The sequence below is a fragment of the Nitrincola iocasae genome, from assembly GCF_008727795.1.
Taxonomy (GTDB): Bacteria; Pseudomonadota; Gammaproteobacteria; order Pseudomonadales; family Balneatricaceae; genus Nitrincola; species Nitrincola iocasae.
The window spans coordinates 3,012,320-3,029,870 of the sequence record NZ_CP044222.1 but is presented as its reverse complement, the minus strand read 5'-3'; the positions used below and the strand labels follow the sequence as shown (position 1 = coordinate 3,029,870).

Sequence of the window (17,551 nt, the reverse complement as noted above, 5' to 3'; positions counted from 1 at the left end):
GTTATCCTGGATTCCGGATTTCAACATAGGCTTGTGAACGTAATTCTCTCAGCCAGTTGTCCAGTTCTTCATTATATTTACGCTGAATGATGGTGTTGCGCGCCATGTTTTCCATCATCTCGGCAGACATATCCTCAGTGCGACGCTCTTTGACCCAGAGTATATGCCAGCCAAAACGTGATTCGAAGGGTTCGGATATTTCTCCTACCGGGGTGCGGCCCATCACCTGTTCAAACTCCGGTACCATTTGTCCTTCCTGAGTCCAGCCCAGATCTCCACCCTGGGAACCGCTGCCAGGATCATCACTATAACGCCGTGCCAGATTTTCGAAGGGCTGGCCATCGCGGATACGCTTGACCAGATCATAGGCCAGGTTGCGGGTTTGCTGATCGGAACGAATTTCATTAGGTGTCAATAAAATGTGGCTGACTAGCGTTTGTTCGACGAGGGTAACTTCACCGCCACGGCGGTCTCTGACCTGGAGGATGTGAAAACCACCGGGTGTCCGTATTGGACGGCTAATGTCACCGGGTTGCAAGCTGGCAATAGCGGCGGCCAGCGTTTCCGGCAGCGCATTCTGATCACGCCAGCCCAGGTCTCCACCGTTGAGGGCATTGGGTGCGTTGGATACAGACACCGCGGTATCAGCAAACTCCGCACCGGCTATCAGTGTATCGTAGATTTCCTGGGCTTTGCGTTCTGCAGCCTGAATGGTCTCTGGAGAAGCCTGAGAGGGGAGTGCGATCAGAATATTACTTAGCAAAAACTCAGCCTGGCGATGCTGTTGGGTGGCATCTGAGTTCAGGAAATTACGAATCTCCTGTTCTGATACCTGAATACGGCGGTTTACATTGCTTTGTTGGACCTGACTAATCAACAGTTCACGACGGATCTGTTCCCGCGCCTGAGCATAATCCTGACCTTCCGCAATCAGTGCTTCACGAAACTCCGGCAGTGTGAGGCCATTTTGAGCCGCAATGGATTCCAGCGTTTCATTCAGTTCACGATCAGATATACGCATGCCTTGTACTTCGGCTATCTGCAACTGCAGACTGTCGAGGATTAAACGGTCCAGAACCTGCTGACGCAGCACGTCAGCAGGCGGGACTTGAACACCGCGCGCCTGGATCTGTTCGGTGATGATTTTAGTGCGTAGATCCAACTCACTTTTCATAATGATATCATCGTTGACCACGGTGACAATTCTGTCCAGCTGCTGTGCCTGGGTTTGCACTGAAAGTAGAGTTGTAAGCACAAAGGTCAATAATGACCTGATCAGCCATTTATCAGAAGTTATCATGATCTTTCTCTCTAAAACCGGTTATTTCTTCAATCAGGCTGCGACCACCGTCGCCGCCAAAGGAACCCAGGCCTCGAAGGACCACCTGGATAAACACACCACGGTCATAATCGGCAGCATCCGTAAATCGTTTTGCTGGTGATAAATATTCACGTGCTGTAAAACGCATCTTCCAGCAACAGGTTCCGTATTCCAAGCCTAACAAGGTATCCAGTCGCTGGCTATTGGCGATGTCATGTTGCCAGCGTCCAATGACCGCCCACTGGGGATCCAGTTGATTACGAAATACCAGATCTGATTGGCGTGTCCGTTCATTGTTTGGATCTGTTGAGTTTATACGGTCTCGATAACTGAAGTAGAAAAGGTTTTCATCATCAGGACGCCAGGTAAGTTGGTAGTTTTGCTCTTCCAGAGAAAAGTCATCACGGTTAACTTCAGAGTCATGTCTGAGGCGCAAGGTTGGCGTTAAACTCCATTGCGCAAGTAACGCAATATTGGAACTCGACTCTGTACCACTGACATCACCAGGACGCAGATCATTTTGTTCTCGGTCTTGGGCATAAAATGCTTGTGCAGCTGCAATTCGAGCCACTTCTCGTCCCTGGTTATTGTACAGAGCCGAAGATGTACCCAAAGTGACCTGCGAGGTCGCAGAAACCCGATCATTACCACTCCAGCCGTAGCGATCAAATAAATTGTAATAGCTGAAGCTCATCTGTGATGAGTCGAAGTTAGTTGAGGGGGTGTTATTATTTTTTTCACTGTGCAACAACTGCAACCGGGGTTCCAGCGATTGAGAAAACTCTTTGCTGCCGATTGAGAAATCACGATCGAAATAAAGTCCGGAATCAATGCTGGCTATACCCGCTGTCAGTGATGAGGCTGCATTACCTGCTGGTTTATTAAAATAATCGTAACTACTATGCCAAAGCGTTAATTCAGCATTCGAATATCCCCAGGGCTTTGATGCTCGATAAGATAGGGACGGCCTTAAATGCACACGGTTTGCATGTATAAGACTTGAATCGGATGTGTCGAAGCGCACAAACTCAGTCAGATAGTTAAGCGCTACTCCGGAGCCCAACTGCTCATTACCTGTTAGTTGCAGTTGTGGTGATTTCTGGTAAGGGACACCGCCACCACTAATGGTCTGGTATTGATGTAAGTTGGCCAGAAATTGCCAGCCATTTCCCAGGTAGCGCAACTGGCCCTGCTGGTTTAGATGGTCTTCACGTTGAACTTCCAGCGAGGTGCCGAGGTCGGCAAAGTAATCAATGTCACTGACCTTGGTATAGTCAACGTGGCTGAGCCAGCGTTCACTGGGTGAGCCTTCGTGGTTGAAGCCTACTAGCCAGCGATCCTCGTCCTCGTATTTGTTGTCTCCTGACAGGTAGCCCAGGCTTAAGGTGTTATGAGACCAGTCATTCATATACCTGAGCTCATTTTCCAGTAACATCCCGCGTTTCTCGATGTGGCGTAGCGCCAGGGTATCATCCAGATTCGGTGCTATATTGAAGTAATAGGGAATGCTGAAATCTACCCCATCACTTTTTGAAATTCCGAGGCTTGGGTAGAGAAAACCGGATTGGCGGCGGCTATCGATAGGAAAACGGAACCATGGCATGTAAAAAACCGGGATGTCTGCCACTCTGAATGTGGCGTGGGTGGCTATACCATAGCCCTTGTCAGGGTGGAGTACGATATTGCCAGAGTTAATTGCCCAGTCGCTGTTGCCTGGTTCGCAGTAAGTGATCGCCCCGGATTCAAGACGGACGCGGTTATCATCATAGCGGGTTATTTTAGCAGCCGAACCACGCAGGTGTTCGGTGTGCATAATATATTCAGCTGAATAGAAGCTGGATACACCTGTATCAAAATTAGTTTCTGCACGCTGCCCGACCAATAGCAGCCCTGGTTCTCTGAAGGTTACCTCTCCTTCAAGGAAGGCCGTACTGTTTTCATTGTCTACTTCGCCATAACGGCTGGTGAACAGGCGGCTTTCCTGCTGCAGTTTTACCCCACCTGTCAGGCGTGCCAAACCACTTTGCAGGTCGGCATTGGATAGATCGGCCTCGGCATACACGGCTTCTTCACCAGGTGCCAGATCTTTTTGCAGGTAATCAATATCCGGTTCTACATAACGCCCACGGCACAAAGCCGGCTCATCATTGTTGTAAGGATACCAGTCAAGGTAGGCATAGGGATTATTCAATAACAGTCCTGAAGCTCCAGGACTGCTGGAATTGAAACGACCCAGTTCGGCAACGCTGACGGCTTGGTTATTACCTGGTGCACATGACCAGTTGCCATCAGTACCGACAGTGCAGTCCCAGGCATCAGCAGAACGGGCCCGGTTACTTGTCTGTTGTTGGGGTGTTGCTGCAACTGGCTGACTGGTTTGCGTTGTCAGGGTTGATGGCTCTGACGGATAGGCCTGAACACGACTCTCCGGCTCAGGTCTTACTGGAGTTACTTCGGGCTTGGACGGGTTGGCGGGCGAAGACGTTACTTCTGGCGTTGTGACACTGCGTGGTGCAGGTGATGACGGTATAGAAGGCTCTCCTGACTGGGCATCCATCAGAAGCTCATTCACTTCGCAGTCCCATTCGCCATTAGGCAGCAGGTCACATACCCAGAGGCGTTCATCCGATTGGGCAGCCACCAAGGGTGCGCACAGGATAGCAGCCACGGCAAGGGTCAGTTGGTAAGCGCTATTTTTTTTAAAAGGCATCAGGTCGCAGTCCGGTAGCGAATCAGGCAGAGTTTCTTGCTGCCTGTGAGTCTAGTACTATTAAGCACTGCATAATAAAGCATTAACTAGGGCAAGTGCTAGGGGACAACGAATGGGAAGGCGACAGCTGGCGCTTAAAAACTGGGTAGCTAAGCAAATAACTGGTTTTGCTTTAGGGGTAGATGAGCCCATTACACTGGAGCCGGTGGCTGGAGATGCCAGTTTTCGGCGCTACTTTAGAGTTCAGGCTGACAAACAATCTTTTATTGTTATGGATGCGCCGCCTGAGCATGAGGACTGTCGCCCCTTTGTGGCAGTCGCACAACAGTGGCTTGCCGCAGGTGTACGGGTACCGAAATTACTGGCTGAGGATCTTGATCAAGGGTTTTTACTGCTTGAAGACTTTGGTGACCAACTATTCTATGCGGCACTGAATTCTGGAACTGCGGATGGTTTATACGCGTCAGCTTTTTCCGAGCTGGTTAAAATTCAAAGTATTCCAGCACAGACATTACCGCCTTATGATGAGATCTTGCTGCGTCGGGAAATGCAGTTGTTCCATGAGTGGTTTTTACAGCGCTGGCTGGGGCTATCACTGCCCAGGTCGCAATCCAGCTTGTTGGCAAAGGTGGAATCGCAGTTGGTTGAAGCCGCACTGGCGCAACCGCAGGTCACTGTACACCGAGATTACCATTCGCGTAACCTGATGCTTCTGCCAGATGCACAAATCGGGGTGATCGATTTTCAGGATGCTGTTGCCGGTGCACTGACCTATGATCTGGTTTCATTGCTGCGTGACAGTTATATCCACTGGCCGGAAGAAAAAGTTGCTGGGTGGGTAGAGCAGTTTCAGCAGCAATCTCCGCTGGCAAAATCTATGGATGTTGCTGCATTCAAACAGGCATTTGACTGGATGGGGATGCAGCGCCACCTTAAAGTGTGTGGGATATTTGCGCGTTTGTGTTTGCGTGATGGTAAAACAGCCTATCTTCAGGATATTCCGCTGACTTTGCGCAATTTGTATCAGAGTGCCCAGCGTTACCCTGAGTTCTCCGAGTTTGCTGACTGGTTACAAAGTCAGGTTATACCCACTGTTAATCAACAACCTGAATTACAAGGTCGTGAACTAAATGATCGGTGGTATATATGAAGGCAATGATCCTCGCGGCAGGCTTGGGTACACGCATGCGTCCATTGACTTTACACACTCCAAAACCCCTGTTGCAGGTGGGTGGGAAGGCACTGATTGTCTGGCACTTGGAGCGGCTGGCTGCGTCAGGTATTACCCAGGTGGTCATCAATCATGCCTGGCTGGGCGAGCAACTAGAGGCTGAATTGGGCAACGGGCAGTCGTGGGGGCTGGATATCTGTTATTCAGCTGAAACCGAACCCCTTGAGACTGGGGGTGGTATTCTGAAAGCGCTGCCCCAATTAATAACTGAGTCAGATGATCGCTTTCTGGTGATCAACGCCGATGTATTTTGTGATCTGGATCTGCGATTGCTGATAGATACGCCACTAGCAGAGCAGGATTTAGGCGTATTGTTGATGGTGGATAATCCGAAATGGCATGAGCAGGGTGACTTTAAGCTGGATTCCAGCGGTTATTTGCATCCTGAAAATGGGCGTTCACATACCTTCAGTGGTATCAGTGTGCTCAAAGGTCATTTGTTCGAATCCTGTCAGTCTGGACGCTTTCCTTTGGCACCTTTATTCAGGCAGGCGATTGCCAGCGGATGTTTGCGGGGTGTGTATCATGGTGGCTGCTGGTCCGATGTCGGTACTCCAGAGCGTTTATATCAGTTGGATCGGCAGTTAATTGAGGAAATAAAAGAGTGAGCGGTCAACATTGGGGCGAAAAAACCGGGCAGGAATTTATCCGTTACAAAACCGGTTTGGTGTTAGGTGGCTTGGTTGGGTTGATGTCCGGCGGGCTGTTTGGGCTGGTGTTTGGTGGTTTGATTGGCTACTTTGTTCAACGCGCCTTTCAAAAGATTAAGGCTATTGCACCGCAGCAGTTATTTTTCCGGGCCACTTTTACGGTGATGGGGAAAATTGCCAAAGCGGATGGTCGGGTCACCGAGTCGGAGATCGGCTTTGCGCGAGAAGTCATGGCGCGGATGCAGTTAAATGAGTCGGCCAAGCAATTGGCAATTAAATACTTTTCTCAAGGGAAAGAGGCCGATTTTGACATGTCATCGGTGTTAAAACCGTTGGCATTAGTGCTCAGACACCGCTTGCCGGTAAAGCTGATGTTCCTGGAACTGCAGTTGCAGGTGGCTATGGCCGATGGCGAAATGTCAGCGGCTGAGTTGTCAGTGATTGAAGAAATTTGCCATTTGCTGGCATTCAGTCCTATTGAGATGCGTGCGGTTATGGAGCGTATTCAGGCGGCGCAGGCTTTTGCGCGTCATGCAGGGGACTGGGATCATGCAACCGGACGGTCACACGAATCCTTGATGGCGGAGGCATATGGGGTGCTGGGCGTGAGTGAGTCAGCCAGTGATGCTGAAGTCAAAAAGGCTTGGCGTAAGCTGATGAGTCAGCACCATCCGGATAAACTGGTCTCTCGTGGTATGCCTGAAGCCATGATGCAGCTGGCCAAGGAACGGGCGCAGGAGATTCAGGGGGCTTACGACCGTATTCGTACAGCACGCGGATTTCGCTAACGGCGAATACCCGGTGGGCGCTGATCCATATTTTCTGGCGCCATGATTTGATCATCGGACCGTTGATCGGGTTCGATAATATGCCTTAATAACTTGCCTCTGAGCTGGCGACTCAGCCAGGGCATTTCCTGGCGCCAGCCTGCCCAGGGTGTTTTGATGCTGCTTTGGTGATAATCCTCTAATCTGGCTTGTCTGGCTGCATTACGGCGCATTCGTGCATCAGGGATAGCGGTTTCGCCAGGTGGGTAGGGTTCAGCATAAAGATCGATAAGTGTTATCTCCAGCTCAGTCAGTTGCTGTAGAAATTCGGCCCAGTGAGTGTCATCGACGGGCCTGGGGTTAATCAGAATCAATCCTCTGTTGTTTTCATTCGGGTTCTGATGAAGAAATGCGGTTGCTTGAGCCGCGCTGCGGCCTATGCCTATAATCAATAAACGCGCTTGTTCACGTTCGCCCAGTGTCTGCAGACCTTGCTGAATCCGTTGTTGTACAATTGTTTTGTGTGCTTCCAGTGTCTCCTCTTTATCCTGTGCTGATACTTCAGGCAAGTTGAGGGGTGTCAGCGGGAGCTGGCTGGTGAGTGTCCACCAGCCGTACTCAGCCAGATACAGTCGCAAAGCATGAGACTGTTCCAGCCATTGATTACCACTGTCAGTGTCGGTCAGTATCAGAATGCCACCGAGTGCATCGGCACGTTCAGCTTGCTGCAGTAGCGCAGGGTAGCTATCGTCCCCTTGTTCCAGCATCACTATTTCTGTGTCTGCGGGTAGGACTGCTTGCAGTTCTGTCATGCTGTATGCCTGAACCTGAGTAGCAAAAGCAAATAAGCCGGTCATAAGTAGTGCAGCCAGAAAAAAGCCGGATTTTGTCGTTTTCATGATCTAGGTGGGACCTCGCAAAAAAGGTAAAGCTGATGCATGCTCGGTTATTCGATACAATAACGCAAATTTGACAGACTGACGACCAGGATTATATATGACAGACTTTCTGATAGCCCCTTCCATATTATCCGCAGATTTTGCCCGTCTGGGTGATGAAGTAAATGCTGTGCTGGACGCGGGTGCTGATGTGGTGCACTTCGATGTCATGGATAACCATTATGTGCCTAATCTGACCATCGGACCGATGGTGTGTAAAGCCTTGCGCAAGCATGGTATCACTGCGCCGATTGATGTCCATTTGATGGTGAAGCCGGTGGATCGCCTGATCGGGGATTTCATCGAAGCCGGGGCCAGCTGGATCACCTTTCATCCAGAAGCTTCCGAGCATATTGATCGCTCCTTGCAGTTGATTCGTGATGGTGGCTGTAAATCGGGTCTGGTGTTTAACCCAGCAACTCCGCTGCACTATCTCGATTATGTGATGGATAAAGTTGACATCATTCTGCTGATGTCTGTTAACCCCGGTTTTGGTGGGCAGAAGTTCATACCGGCGACGTTGGATAAGCTGCGTGAAGCACGACAGCGCATTGATGCCAGTGGTTACCCGATACGCCTTGAGGTCGATGGTGGGGTGACAGTAGACAATATTGGCCAGATCGCTGCCGCAGGCGCGGATACTTTTGTCGCTGGTTCGGCTATTTTTAATACGCCTGATTATGTTGCTACGTTGGCACAAATGCGAAGCCAGCTTAGCCAAGCTGGCATAGAATAAAAAAAACGGTGCTTTAATTGATCTACATCAGCTTTTATATTGAACTATGACGCCGGTTTCATTTGGCAATCCCTATAACCCTGCTAGAATTACGGGTAGTTTAATACCCTGAATCAGGGTTAAAGGGGGCAAAATGAAAAGTAAAATCAATCTATTATCGGCAGCTATCTGTCTGTCCATGGCATCTTCGGTTACACTGGCTGATGAGTTGCGTGATCGTGCTACTGGAATGTTTGAAGCGATTCCAACAGAAGCACCTGTCATTGAAGGTAATGTGCTGACACCGGAAAAAGTTGAATTAGGGGCGATGCTGTTCTTCGAGCCGCGTCTGTCTTCCAGTCATTTGATCAGTTGTAATACCTGTCATAACGTCGGTTTTGGTGGTGATGATTATTTGCCTGTATCCATTGGTCATGGTTGGCAGAAAGGGCCACGTAACGCACCGACCGTATTCAATGCGGTCTTTAACGCCGCCCAGTTCTGGGATGGTCGTGCGGCAGATCTGGCTGAGCAGGCTAAAGGACCGGTTCAGGCCGGGGTTGAAATGAGCAGCACGCCAGCACGCGTGGTGGATACCCTTAACAGCATGCCAGAGTATATTGACCGCTTTAAAGCCTCCTTCCCAGAGCAGGCTGATCCGGTCAGTTTTGATAATATGGCAGTTGCCATCGAAGCCTTTGAAGCCACGTTAATCACCCCTAATTCACCATTTGACCTGTGGCTCAATGGTGAGGATGATGCGCTGAATGCTGAGCAGAAAGAAGGCTTGGCGCTGTTTATGGATAAAGGCTGTGCCGCTTGCCACTCTGGCGTTAACTTTGGTGGACAGGGTTACTTCCCATTTGGTCTGATTACCCGTCCAGGTGCGGATATTCTACCTGAGGGTGACCGTGGTCGTTTTGAAGTGACTAAGACAGCCACTGATGATTATGTCTTCCGCGCCGCACCACTGCGCAATATTGAGCTGACAGCGCCTTACTTCCATTCCGGAGCTGTATGGGACTTGGAAGAAGCCGTTGCCGTTATGGGTGTAGCGCAATTGGGTGCTGAACTGAACGACAATGAAGTTCAGAAAATCACCGCCTTCCTGCGCACCTTGACGGGTGATGTTCCGGATGTAATGTATCCGAAACTGCCGGTTAGCACTAAATCAACTCCGCGTCCTGTTGATATGGTCGGTGGAGATTATTGATCGGTAGTTAGTACTGAGTATGTAGAAACAAAAAAACCGGGTCAATGATCCGGTTTTTTGTTACTGGCGCTCTATATCGTAGCTGGATGCCTCTATATCAGCAGCGCTCGTCCAGTTTTTTCTTCAGTACACCCTGAACCTGACCCGGGTTGGCTTTGCCTTGGGTCAGTTTCATCACTTGGCCCATAAAAAAGCCCAGCATTTTGCCGCGCTTATCGGGTTCGGCGGCAATATACTGTTCTACCTGCGGCGTGCATTCCGCAATGACCTGGTCGATCATCGCTTCAATAGCACCAGCATCATTAACCTGCTTCAGACCCTTCGCCGCAATGATGCTATCGGCTGTGCCACCGTCACTCCATAGGACTTCGAATACGGTTTTGGCAATTTTGCCGGTTATGGTGTCATCCTTGATACGGTTGATCAGGCCACCTAACTGCTCGGCTGAAACCGGTGAGGCACTGATATCCAGGTCCTGCTGATTGAGGTAGCGAGCCAGCTCTCCAGTCACCCAGTTGGCCGAGAGTTTTGCATCACCCGTGATTGAAACCACCAGCTCAAAATAATCAGCCTGCTGACGGTAGGCCGATAGTAGTGCCGCATCATAGGCTGATAAACCGTAGTCGTTGATAAAGCGTGCACGACGTGCATCCGGTAGTTCTGGAAGATCCTTACGAATGGCCTCTATGTAGCTGTCGTCAATGATGACTGGTAGCAGATCCGGGCAGGGAAAATAACGGTAGTCGTTAGCTTCCTCTTTGGAGCGCATGCTGCGGGTTTCATTACGATCCGGGTCATAGAGACGCGTTTCCTGTATGACCCGGCCACCGTCTTCGATCAAATCGATTTGTCGAGCGACCTCGGTATCGATAGCGCGTTCGATAAAGCGGAAGGAGTTGATGTTTTTCAACTCGGTACGGGTGCCGAGCGCTTCCTGGCCTTTGGGACGAATTGAGACGTTGCAGTCACAACGCATCGAGCCTTCGGCCATATTGCCATCACAAATACCCAGTGTGGTGATGATAGCGTGAATTTTTCGTGCGTAGGCCGAGGCTTCTTTGGCGCTGCGCATATCCGGTTCCGAGACGATTTCGACCAGGGGGGTGCCAGCACGATTCAAGTCGATACCGGTCATGCCATGGAAATCTTCATGCAGCGACTTGCCCGCATCCTCTTCCAGATGGGCATGGTGGATGCGTACACGACGGGTGCTGCCGTCATCCAGCTCAATATCGACATGGCCCGGGCCAACAATTGGCTCAGCTAGCTGTGTCGTCTGATAGCCTTTGGGTAGGTCCGGGTAAAAATAGTTTTTACGATCAAAAACAGAGCGCTTACCAATTTCGGAATTTACCGCCAAACCAAACATCACCGCCATGCGCAGGGCGTTTTCATTGAATACCGGCAGGGTGCCTGGTAGCGCCAGATCGACTGCGCAGGCCTGGGTATTGGGTTCAGCACCAAAAGCGGTGCTGGCTCCAGAAAAAATCTTTGTTTGGGTGGCGAGCTGGGCATGGATTTCCAGCCCGATAACAACTTCCCATTCCATCTTAATCTATCCTCACTCAGGGGTGGCAGGTGCCTGTTGATGCCAGTCGGTGACTTGCTGGAATTTGTGGGCGATATTCAGCAGTTTCGCTTCGGCAAAATAGTTACCGATAATCTGCAGCCCGACTGGTAGTTTTCCGGTGAAACCACAGGGAACTGACATGCCGGGAAGTCCTGCCAGGTTGAGTGACAGAGTGAATATATCTTCCATGTACATGGACACCGGATCACTGTTTTTTTCGCCCAGGCGGAAGGCCGGGTAGGGGGTTACAGGGGCCATGATGACATCAACCTCGTCGAGAACGCTGACAAAATCCTGCTGCAGCATCCGGCGGATCTGTTGCGCTTTACGGTAGTAAGCATCATAGAAGCCCTCTGACAGGGCATACGTGCCGACCATGATGCGGCGTTTGACCTCGGTGCCAAACCCTTCGGCGCGGGTGCGTTTGTATAGATCTTCCAGATCTTTGGGATCATCGCAACGATGGCCATAGCGAACCCCGTCAAAGCGCGACAGGTTGGAAGAGGCTTCAGCCGGTGCCAGAATATAATACGCGGGTATGCATAGATGCGTGTTGGGTAGGCTGACCTCTTTGACGCTGGCGCCAAGTTTTTCGAACTCAGCTACCGCTTCGCGCACTTTTTGCAGTATGGCTGGATCAGTACCTTCTGCGAAATACTCCTTGGGCAGGCCGATACGCAGACCTTCCAGCGAGTCATTCAGCGTGGCGCTGTAATCAGGCACGGCCTGGGTTGAGCAGGTGGAATCGAGTGGATCTTCTCCCGCCATCACTTGCAGCAATAGAGCCGCATCTTCTGCGGAACGGGTCATCGGACCGGCCTGATCCAAAGATGAGGCAAAGGCCACCATGCCATAGCGTGATATGCGCCCGTAGGTGGGTTTGAGGCCGGTGATGCCACAGAGTGCAGCAGGTTGGCGAATAGATCCGCCGGTGTCGGAGCCTGTGGCTGCCGGAATCAGGCGTGCAGCGACCGCCGCGGCAGAGCCGCCGGATGAGCCGCCGGGCACGTGTTGCGTATCCCAGGGGTTACGGGCCGGACCATAATAGCTGGACTCGTTGGAAGACCCCATGGCGAATTCATCCATGTTGGTTTTCCCCAGAGTGACTGCACCGGCCTGATTAAGGCGCTCCACCAGTGTGGCATTGTAGGGCGATATAAAGTTATCCAGCATTTTAGAGCCACAGCTGGTGCGAATCCCTTGGGTACAAAACAGATCTTTGTGCGCAATCGGCAGGCCGGTCAGTGGGGTGGCATGGCCAGCCGCGCGCGCGGCATCGGCAGCCTTGGCTTGTAATAGTGCAGTGTCATCAGCCAGAGTGATAAAGCTGTTGTAGTGGCTGTCCAGTCGGTGAATGCGGTCCAATAGCGACTGGGTGAGCTCAACGCTGCTGAATTCTCCCCGGCTGAGAGCATGCGATAGCTCGCTGAGTGTCAGGTTAAACATCAGTGGTTTTTCCTTGCGGTAATAAGAGGGCAATCATTCGATAACTTTAGGGACCAGGAACAGGCCATTGTCTACAGCCGGTGCGCAGGCTTGTAACTGATCACGCTGATTTGCTTCGGTGACCGTATCAGCACGCAGGCGCTGAACAGCATTCAGCGGATGGGCGAGTGGTTCTATGCCATCAGTCGGCGTGGCCCGCATCTGATCGATTAGCGTGAGAATGCTATTGAGGCTCTCAGTATATTCCGGTACTTCCGGTTCAGAGATGGCCAGGCGGGCGAGATGCGCGATGCGTTCAACATCAGTTCGATCCAGAGACATAAAGCAGTTTCTCACATTAAGCTTGAAAAAAAGAGTAATCATGCATAAGTTAACACATTTGTTCCTTGCTCAAAATCCCTGCCATTGTTAGAGTTACAGCCTTTCAGGATTATTGGCCAAACTGGCGAATCTCAGGTACTCATTCACATGTTTAAGAAATTCAGAGGGCTTTTTTCAAGCGACCTTTCCATCGACCTCGGTACAGCCAACACACTGATTTATGTTCGGGATCGTGACATTGTACTTAATGAACCTTCCGTGGTGGCTATTCGCACCATAGGAAATCAGAAAACGGTTGCAGCCGTGGGTACTGAGGCCAAGCGTATGCTCGGTCGTACGCCTGGCAATATTACCGCAATCCGTCCCATGAAGGACGGCGTGATTGCTGATTTCCATGTTACCGAAAAAATGTTGCAGTATTTTATCAGTAAAGTACACGACAACAGTTTTATGACACCAAGTCCGCGGGTACTGGTTTGTGTGCCGTGTAAGTCAACTCAGGTAGAGCGTCGAGCCATTCGTGAATCCGCCATAGGCGCTGGTGCCCGTGAAGTGTACCTGATCGAAGAGCCTATGGCAGCGGCCATCGGTGCGGGCTTGCCAGTGGATGAAGCCACAGGGTCAATGGTGGTGGATATCGGTGGTGGAACCACAGAGATTGCTGTTATTTCCTTGAACGGTATTGTCTATGCTGAGTCAGTACGAGTGGGTGGTGACCGTTTCGATGAGTCCATTGTGACCTATGTTCGTCGTAACTATGGCAGCTTGATCGGTGATGCAACGGCCGAGCGCATCAAACAGGAGGTAGGTACCGCTTACCCAAGTAACGAAGTGTTGGAGATTGATGTCCGGGGTCGTAACCTGGCCGAAGGGATTCCTCGCAGTTTCACACTGAACTCCAATGAAATTCTTGAAGCGCTGCAAGAGCCTTTGTCAGCTATTATTCAGGCTGTTAAAAGCGCGCTGGAAGGCTGTCCGCCTGAACTGGCGTCTGATATTGCTGAGCATGGAATTGTTCTTACAGGGGGCGGTGCGTTGCTGCGTAATATAGATCGTCTGATCAGTGAAGAAACCGGTCTACCGGTAATTATGGCTGAAGACCCGTTGACCTGTGTGGCCAGAGGGGGCGGTCGTGCACTTGAGATGCTGGATAAGCATTCCTTCGAGATACTGACACACGAGTAACGCATGCCGATCTGGCCAATCTTCACTCTGAATCGGATACCTCTGTTCCCTGAACAGCAGGAGGTGTCCGATTAATCCTATTTTTCGTGGTCGTAATCCGCGCTTTCTGTTTATCTTTCTGCTGATCATGACGTTGGGGCTCATTGCCACGGATCTGAATTGGCCGAAGATGAAAGAGGGGCGCATGTACCTTACTTTACTGGTAACACCTCTGCAATGGCTGGTGGATATACCCTCGCGTACAGCTGATAAGCTCTCCGACCTGTTTGTAGATCGTGCTGCACTGATTCGTGATAATGAACAGCTGCGTACGGAAGCTTTGGAGCTGCAGCGCAAGTCATTGCGAATGGAGTCTTTGACCGAGGAGAATCGGCAGCTGCGTGAGTTACTCAATGCACGTGAACGCCTTGAGCCAGGCGTCAAGGCGGTGGAGTTGATTGGCATCAATCCAGACCCTTTTCTGCATGAAGTGATTTTGAATCGAGGATCTGAAGAAGGGTTGCGTATAGGGCAGCCGGTCATTGATGCCGGAGGCATCATGGGGCAAGTGCTTTCCCTGGCCCACTATACCAGCCGGGTGATGTTGATTACGGATGCGCGTACTGCTATTCCGGTCGAAGTTAATCGCAGTGGTTTTCGAAGTATTGCACTGGGTAAAGGGTTGTTGGATGAGTTGGAGCTCAGCCATGTGCCCAGTACCGCTGATATACAGGAGGGCGACCTGCTACTGACTTCCGGCCTGGGCGGACGCTTCCCGAGAGGCTATCCGGTCGCTGTGGTGGATGAAATAATTCATGATCCTGGACGTCCCTTTCTGCTGGTTAAAGCCCGACCCACTGCGCGCCTGGACCGCAGTCGTCAATTACTGGTGATAGATTATCCCGATGAGTTTGATGCGCCATGAAGCAGGATCACACTCAGGGCGGCTCGCTGATTATCTTCGCGACCTTTTTGGTTGGCCTTATTCTCAGTCAGATTCCTTTACCTGTTTTTTTGCTTTGGTATCGTCCGGAATGGGTGGCATTGGTATTAATCTACTGGGTGCTGATGCTGCCTCATCGAGTTGGGCTGGTCAGCGCGTTTGCCATGGGCGTGTTGCTTGATATTATTCGAGGCAGTGTGCTGGGACTGAACGCTTTGTCACTGACATTAATTGCTTACTTGGTGCTTTTGTTATACAAACGTTTGCGTATGTTTCCCTTGTGGCAGCAATCGATGATGGTGATGGTACTGGTGGGTGTTAACCAATTGCTGTTCTTCTGGATGCAGGGTATTACTGGCACTACGTCTGGTGGTTTGCACTTTATGTTGCCCTCATTAGTGAGTGCGCTGCTCTGGCCCTGGGTCTATGTTATTTTACACGGTGTACGTAGAACCTTCAGAATAGAGTGAGACAAGCATGACCGAGCTGATACTGGCGTCCGCATCTCCCCGTCGTCGGGCCTTGCTTGAGCAGATAGGTGTGGCCTACCGAGTCGTGCCGTCATCCATTTGTGAAGCCGTTCAGGCTGGTGAAACCCCCTCTGGTTATACAATGCGTCTGGCGCTTGAAAAAGCGTTAAGTTGTTATCGGCAACTTGACAGGCCACTGGCTGTGCTCGGTGCAGACACCAGTGTTGCTATTGATGGAAGTATATTGGGTAAGCCTGAACATGAAGCCGATGCTATTAGTATGTTGATGCGCTTGTCAGGCCGTACTCACCAGGTGATTACAGCGGTGGCACTGGTTACGCCGCAGCAGCACGAAGTGATTCATGTGACCACTGAGGTCAGCTTCTCTGAGTTGAATGAAACGCTGTGTCGGGACTATTGGCATACTGGCGAACCCTTGGATAAGGCAGGTGGTTACGCCATACAGGGCAAAGCAGCGGTGTTCGTCCGTTCTATTACCGGCAGCTATTCCGGCGTTGTCGGCTTGCCACTTTTTGAAACAGCCGCCTTGTTGCAGCGCCATGGCGTGATGATTTGGCAGCAGGGTGCAGGAGTAAAGGAACATGCCTATGGCTGAAGAAATTCTGATCAACTTTACCCCAATGGAAACGCGTGTGGCCGTCGTTGAAAATGGTATGCCGCAGGAAATCTACGTTGAGCGTGCCAGCCGTCGGGGGATTGTCGGTAATATCTATAAAGGTCGTGTTGCCAGAGTGCTGCCAGGTATGCAGGCGGCGTTTGTTGATATCGGTCTTGAGCGCGCGGCCTTTATTCCAGTGGATGAACTGGTGGGCGTTGATACCAATGGCAGTCACGCCAGCCGAACCACTGTACCTATCGCTCAGGTGATTCGTGAAGGTGACACGTTATTGGTTCAGGTAACTAAAGACCCTATTGGTAGCAAAGGCGCGCGCCTGACAACCCACTTGTCTATTCCGTCACGCTATCTGGTGTTAATGCCGAAGAATGACCATATTGGTATTTCTCAACGAATAGATGATGTTGATGAGCGCGAGCGCCTCAAAGGTATTATGGAGTCTTTGCTGTTAGAAAATGATCAGGCAGAGGATAGTTGCGGTTTTATTCTGCGTACCGTGGCTGAAAGCGTTGCTGAAAATGAACTCAGATCAGATATCGACTTTTTACGCCGTCTATGGCGCAATCTGCAGCAAAAAATCGAATCAGCAAGTGTTACTTCCATCGTTTATGAAGACCTGCCATTGCACATGCGCGCGCTGCGCGACATGGCGCACTCTGGTGTGGAGCGTATCCGTATCGATTCAAGAGAAACCTATCAGAGTGCGTTGGAGTTTGCGCAGGTGCTGGTGCCGGAAATTGTCGATAAGATCGAGTATTACCCCGGCGAGCGTCCACTGTTTGATATGTTTAATGTTGAAGAAGAGATGCAAAAGGCACTGGGACGTAAAGTTGAGCTGAAGTCTGGTGGCTATCTGATTTTTGACCAGACTGAAGCTATGACTACGGTGGATATCAATACTGGCGGATTCGTAGGTCACCGTAATCTGGAAGAAACCATCTTCAAAACTAACCTTGAAGCGGCTACAGCGATAGGGCGTCAGCTAAGATTGCGTAATCTGGGGGGGATTATTATTATCGATTTTATCGATATGATTGACCCGGATCACCAGCGCCAGGTGCAACGCACACTGGACCGGGTGCTGGAAAAAGACCATGCAAAATGCAAAGTAACCGGGGTTTCTGAACTGGGTCTGGTCGAAATGACGCGCAAGCGCACCCGTGAAAGTCTTGAACATGTACTCTGCGAAACCTGTCCAGTCTGCCAGGGGCGAGGAAGTGTCAAAACGCCGGAAACAGTCTCTTACGAGATTTTCAGAGAAATACTGCGCCAACACCGTGCGTATGATACGGAAAGCTATTTGCTGCTGGCGGCAACCAGTGTGGTTAATTATCTTATGGACGAGGCGTCGGATCATGTGGCTGAACTTGAAGCGTTTATCGGTAAAACTATTCGCTTTCAGTCAGAAACCCAGTATTCGCCTGAACAGTTCGATGTCGTATTGCGCTGAGATCG

The 17,551-nt window shown here is 50.8% G+C and carries 16 protein-coding genes; 10 read left to right on the top strand and 6 right to left on the bottom strand.

Translation table 11 applies throughout. The features are described 5' to 3' along the window. Position 1 precedes the first annotated feature (1 nt). Both F5I99_RS13905 and lptD read right to left on the bottom strand, forming a co-directional pair. Positions 2-1,300: a peptidylprolyl isomerase gene (locus F5I99_RS13905; RefSeq protein ID WP_151056984.1), complete on the bottom strand. Its 1,299-nt coding sequence runs from the start codon at positions 1,298-1,300 to the stop codon at positions 2-4. After that, a complete protein-coding gene (gene lptD / locus F5I99_RS13900) occupies positions 1,287-4,031 on the bottom strand; it encodes an LPS assembly protein LptD (RefSeq protein WP_151056982.1) in 2,745 nt (914 codons plus the stop codon). The genes F5I99_RS13905 and lptD overlap by 14 nt, the downstream gene beginning before the upstream one ends. A 112-nt stretch (positions 4,032-4,143) precedes the next feature. On the opposite strand from lptD, the gene F5I99_RS13895 reads away from it, so the two are divergent. The 3 genes from F5I99_RS13895 to djlA are packed head-to-tail and all read left to right on the top strand — an operon-like array spanning position 4,144 to position 6,700. After that, positions 4,144-5,181, top strand: coding sequence for an aminoglycoside phosphotransferase family protein (locus tag F5I99_RS13895; RefSeq protein ID WP_151056980.1), 1,038 nt, complete (start codon positions 4,144-4,146; stop codon positions 5,179-5,181). Further along, positions 5,178-5,870, top strand: a complete 693-nt coding sequence (murU, locus tag F5I99_RS13890; RefSeq protein ID WP_151056978.1) for an N-acetylmuramate alpha-1-phosphate uridylyltransferase MurU — start codon at positions 5,178-5,180, stop codon at positions 5,868-5,870. The genes F5I99_RS13895 and murU overlap by 4 nt, the downstream gene beginning before the upstream one ends. Continuing rightward, the gene (gene djlA, locus F5I99_RS13885; protein ID WP_225307419.1) at positions 5,867-6,700 is read left to right on the top strand and encodes a co-chaperone DjlA; all 834 of its coding nucleotides are present in this window, start codon (positions 5,867-5,869) and stop codon (positions 6,698-6,700) included. Before murU ends, djlA begins: the two co-directional genes overlap by 4 nt. On the opposite strand, the gene F5I99_RS13880 is transcribed toward djlA, so the two are convergent. Continuing rightward, entirely contained in the window at positions 6,697-7,578 is an 882-nt protein-coding gene (locus F5I99_RS13880; protein ID WP_151056976.1) for a DUF3530 family protein, read from the bottom strand. The two genes, djlA and F5I99_RS13880, sit on opposite strands and share 4 nt — an antisense overlap. A gap of 97 nt (positions 7,579-7,675) precedes the next feature. Between F5I99_RS13880 and rpe the strand changes: the two genes are divergently transcribed. Together rpe and F5I99_RS13870 are read left to right on the top strand one after the other, a co-directional pair. Further along, on the top strand, positions 7,676-8,353 hold the full coding sequence (gene rpe, locus F5I99_RS13875; protein ID WP_151056974.1) for a ribulose-phosphate 3-epimerase: 678 nt from the start codon (positions 7,676-7,678) through the stop codon (positions 8,351-8,353). Between the two features lie 133 nt (positions 8,354-8,486). Then, positions 8,487-9,545 (top strand): cytochrome-c peroxidase, encoded by a 1,059-nt coding sequence (locus F5I99_RS13870; protein ID WP_151056972.1) that lies wholly within the window; start codon positions 8,487-8,489, stop codon positions 9,543-9,545. Between the two features lie 97 nt (positions 9,546-9,642). On the opposite strand, the gene gatB is transcribed toward F5I99_RS13870, so the two are convergent. Genes gatB through gatC form a run of 3 tightly spaced genes read right to left on the bottom strand, consistent with a single transcriptional unit; the run spans position 9,643 to position 12,882 of the window. Further along, positions 9,643-11,094 carry an Asp-tRNA(Asn)/Glu-tRNA(Gln) amidotransferase subunit GatB gene (gene gatB, locus F5I99_RS13865; RefSeq protein ID WP_151056970.1) on the bottom strand — a complete coding sequence of 484 codons (1,452 nt, stop codon included), beginning with the start codon at positions 11,092-11,094 and terminating at the stop codon, positions 9,643-9,645. A gap of 12 nt (positions 11,095-11,106) precedes the next feature. Beyond that, positions 11,107-12,561: an Asp-tRNA(Asn)/Glu-tRNA(Gln) amidotransferase subunit GatA gene (gene gatA / locus F5I99_RS13860; protein ID WP_151056968.1), complete on the bottom strand. Its 1,455-nt coding sequence runs from the start codon at positions 12,559-12,561 to the stop codon at positions 11,107-11,109. A gap of 33 nt (positions 12,562-12,594) precedes the next feature. Then, complete coding sequence (gene gatC, locus F5I99_RS13855; RefSeq protein ID WP_151056966.1) at positions 12,595-12,882, bottom strand: Asp-tRNA(Asn)/Glu-tRNA(Gln) amidotransferase subunit GatC; 288 nt, start codon at positions 12,880-12,882, stop codon at positions 12,595-12,597. A gap of 147 nt (positions 12,883-13,029) precedes the next feature. Between gatC and F5I99_RS13850 the strand changes: the two genes are divergently transcribed. The 5 genes from F5I99_RS13850 to rng are packed head-to-tail and all read left to right on the top strand — an operon-like array spanning position 13,030 to position 17,546. Beyond that, a complete protein-coding gene (locus F5I99_RS13850) occupies positions 13,030-14,067 on the top strand; it encodes a rod shape-determining protein (protein WP_151056964.1) in 1,038 nt (345 codons plus the stop codon). Positions 14,068-14,098: 31 nt separating this feature from the next. Continuing rightward, on the top strand, positions 14,099-14,971 hold the full coding sequence (gene mreC / locus F5I99_RS13845; RefSeq protein WP_325063025.1) for a rod shape-determining protein MreC: 873 nt from the start codon (positions 14,099-14,101) through the stop codon (positions 14,969-14,971). Beyond that, complete coding sequence (mreD, locus tag F5I99_RS13840; RefSeq protein ID WP_151056960.1) at positions 14,968-15,459, top strand: rod shape-determining protein MreD; 492 nt, start codon at positions 14,968-14,970, stop codon at positions 15,457-15,459. The genes mreC and mreD overlap by 4 nt, the downstream gene beginning before the upstream one ends. 7 nt (positions 15,460-15,466) lie before the next feature. Beyond that, positions 15,467-16,075: a Maf family protein gene (locus F5I99_RS13835; RefSeq protein WP_151056957.1), complete on the top strand. Its 609-nt coding sequence runs from the start codon at positions 15,467-15,469 to the stop codon at positions 16,073-16,075. Further along, complete coding sequence (gene rng, locus F5I99_RS13830; protein WP_151056955.1) at positions 16,068-17,546, top strand: ribonuclease G; 1,479 nt, start codon at positions 16,068-16,070, stop codon at positions 17,544-17,546. The genes F5I99_RS13835 and rng overlap by 8 nt, the downstream gene beginning before the upstream one ends. Positions 17,547-17,551 lie beyond the last annotated feature (5 nt).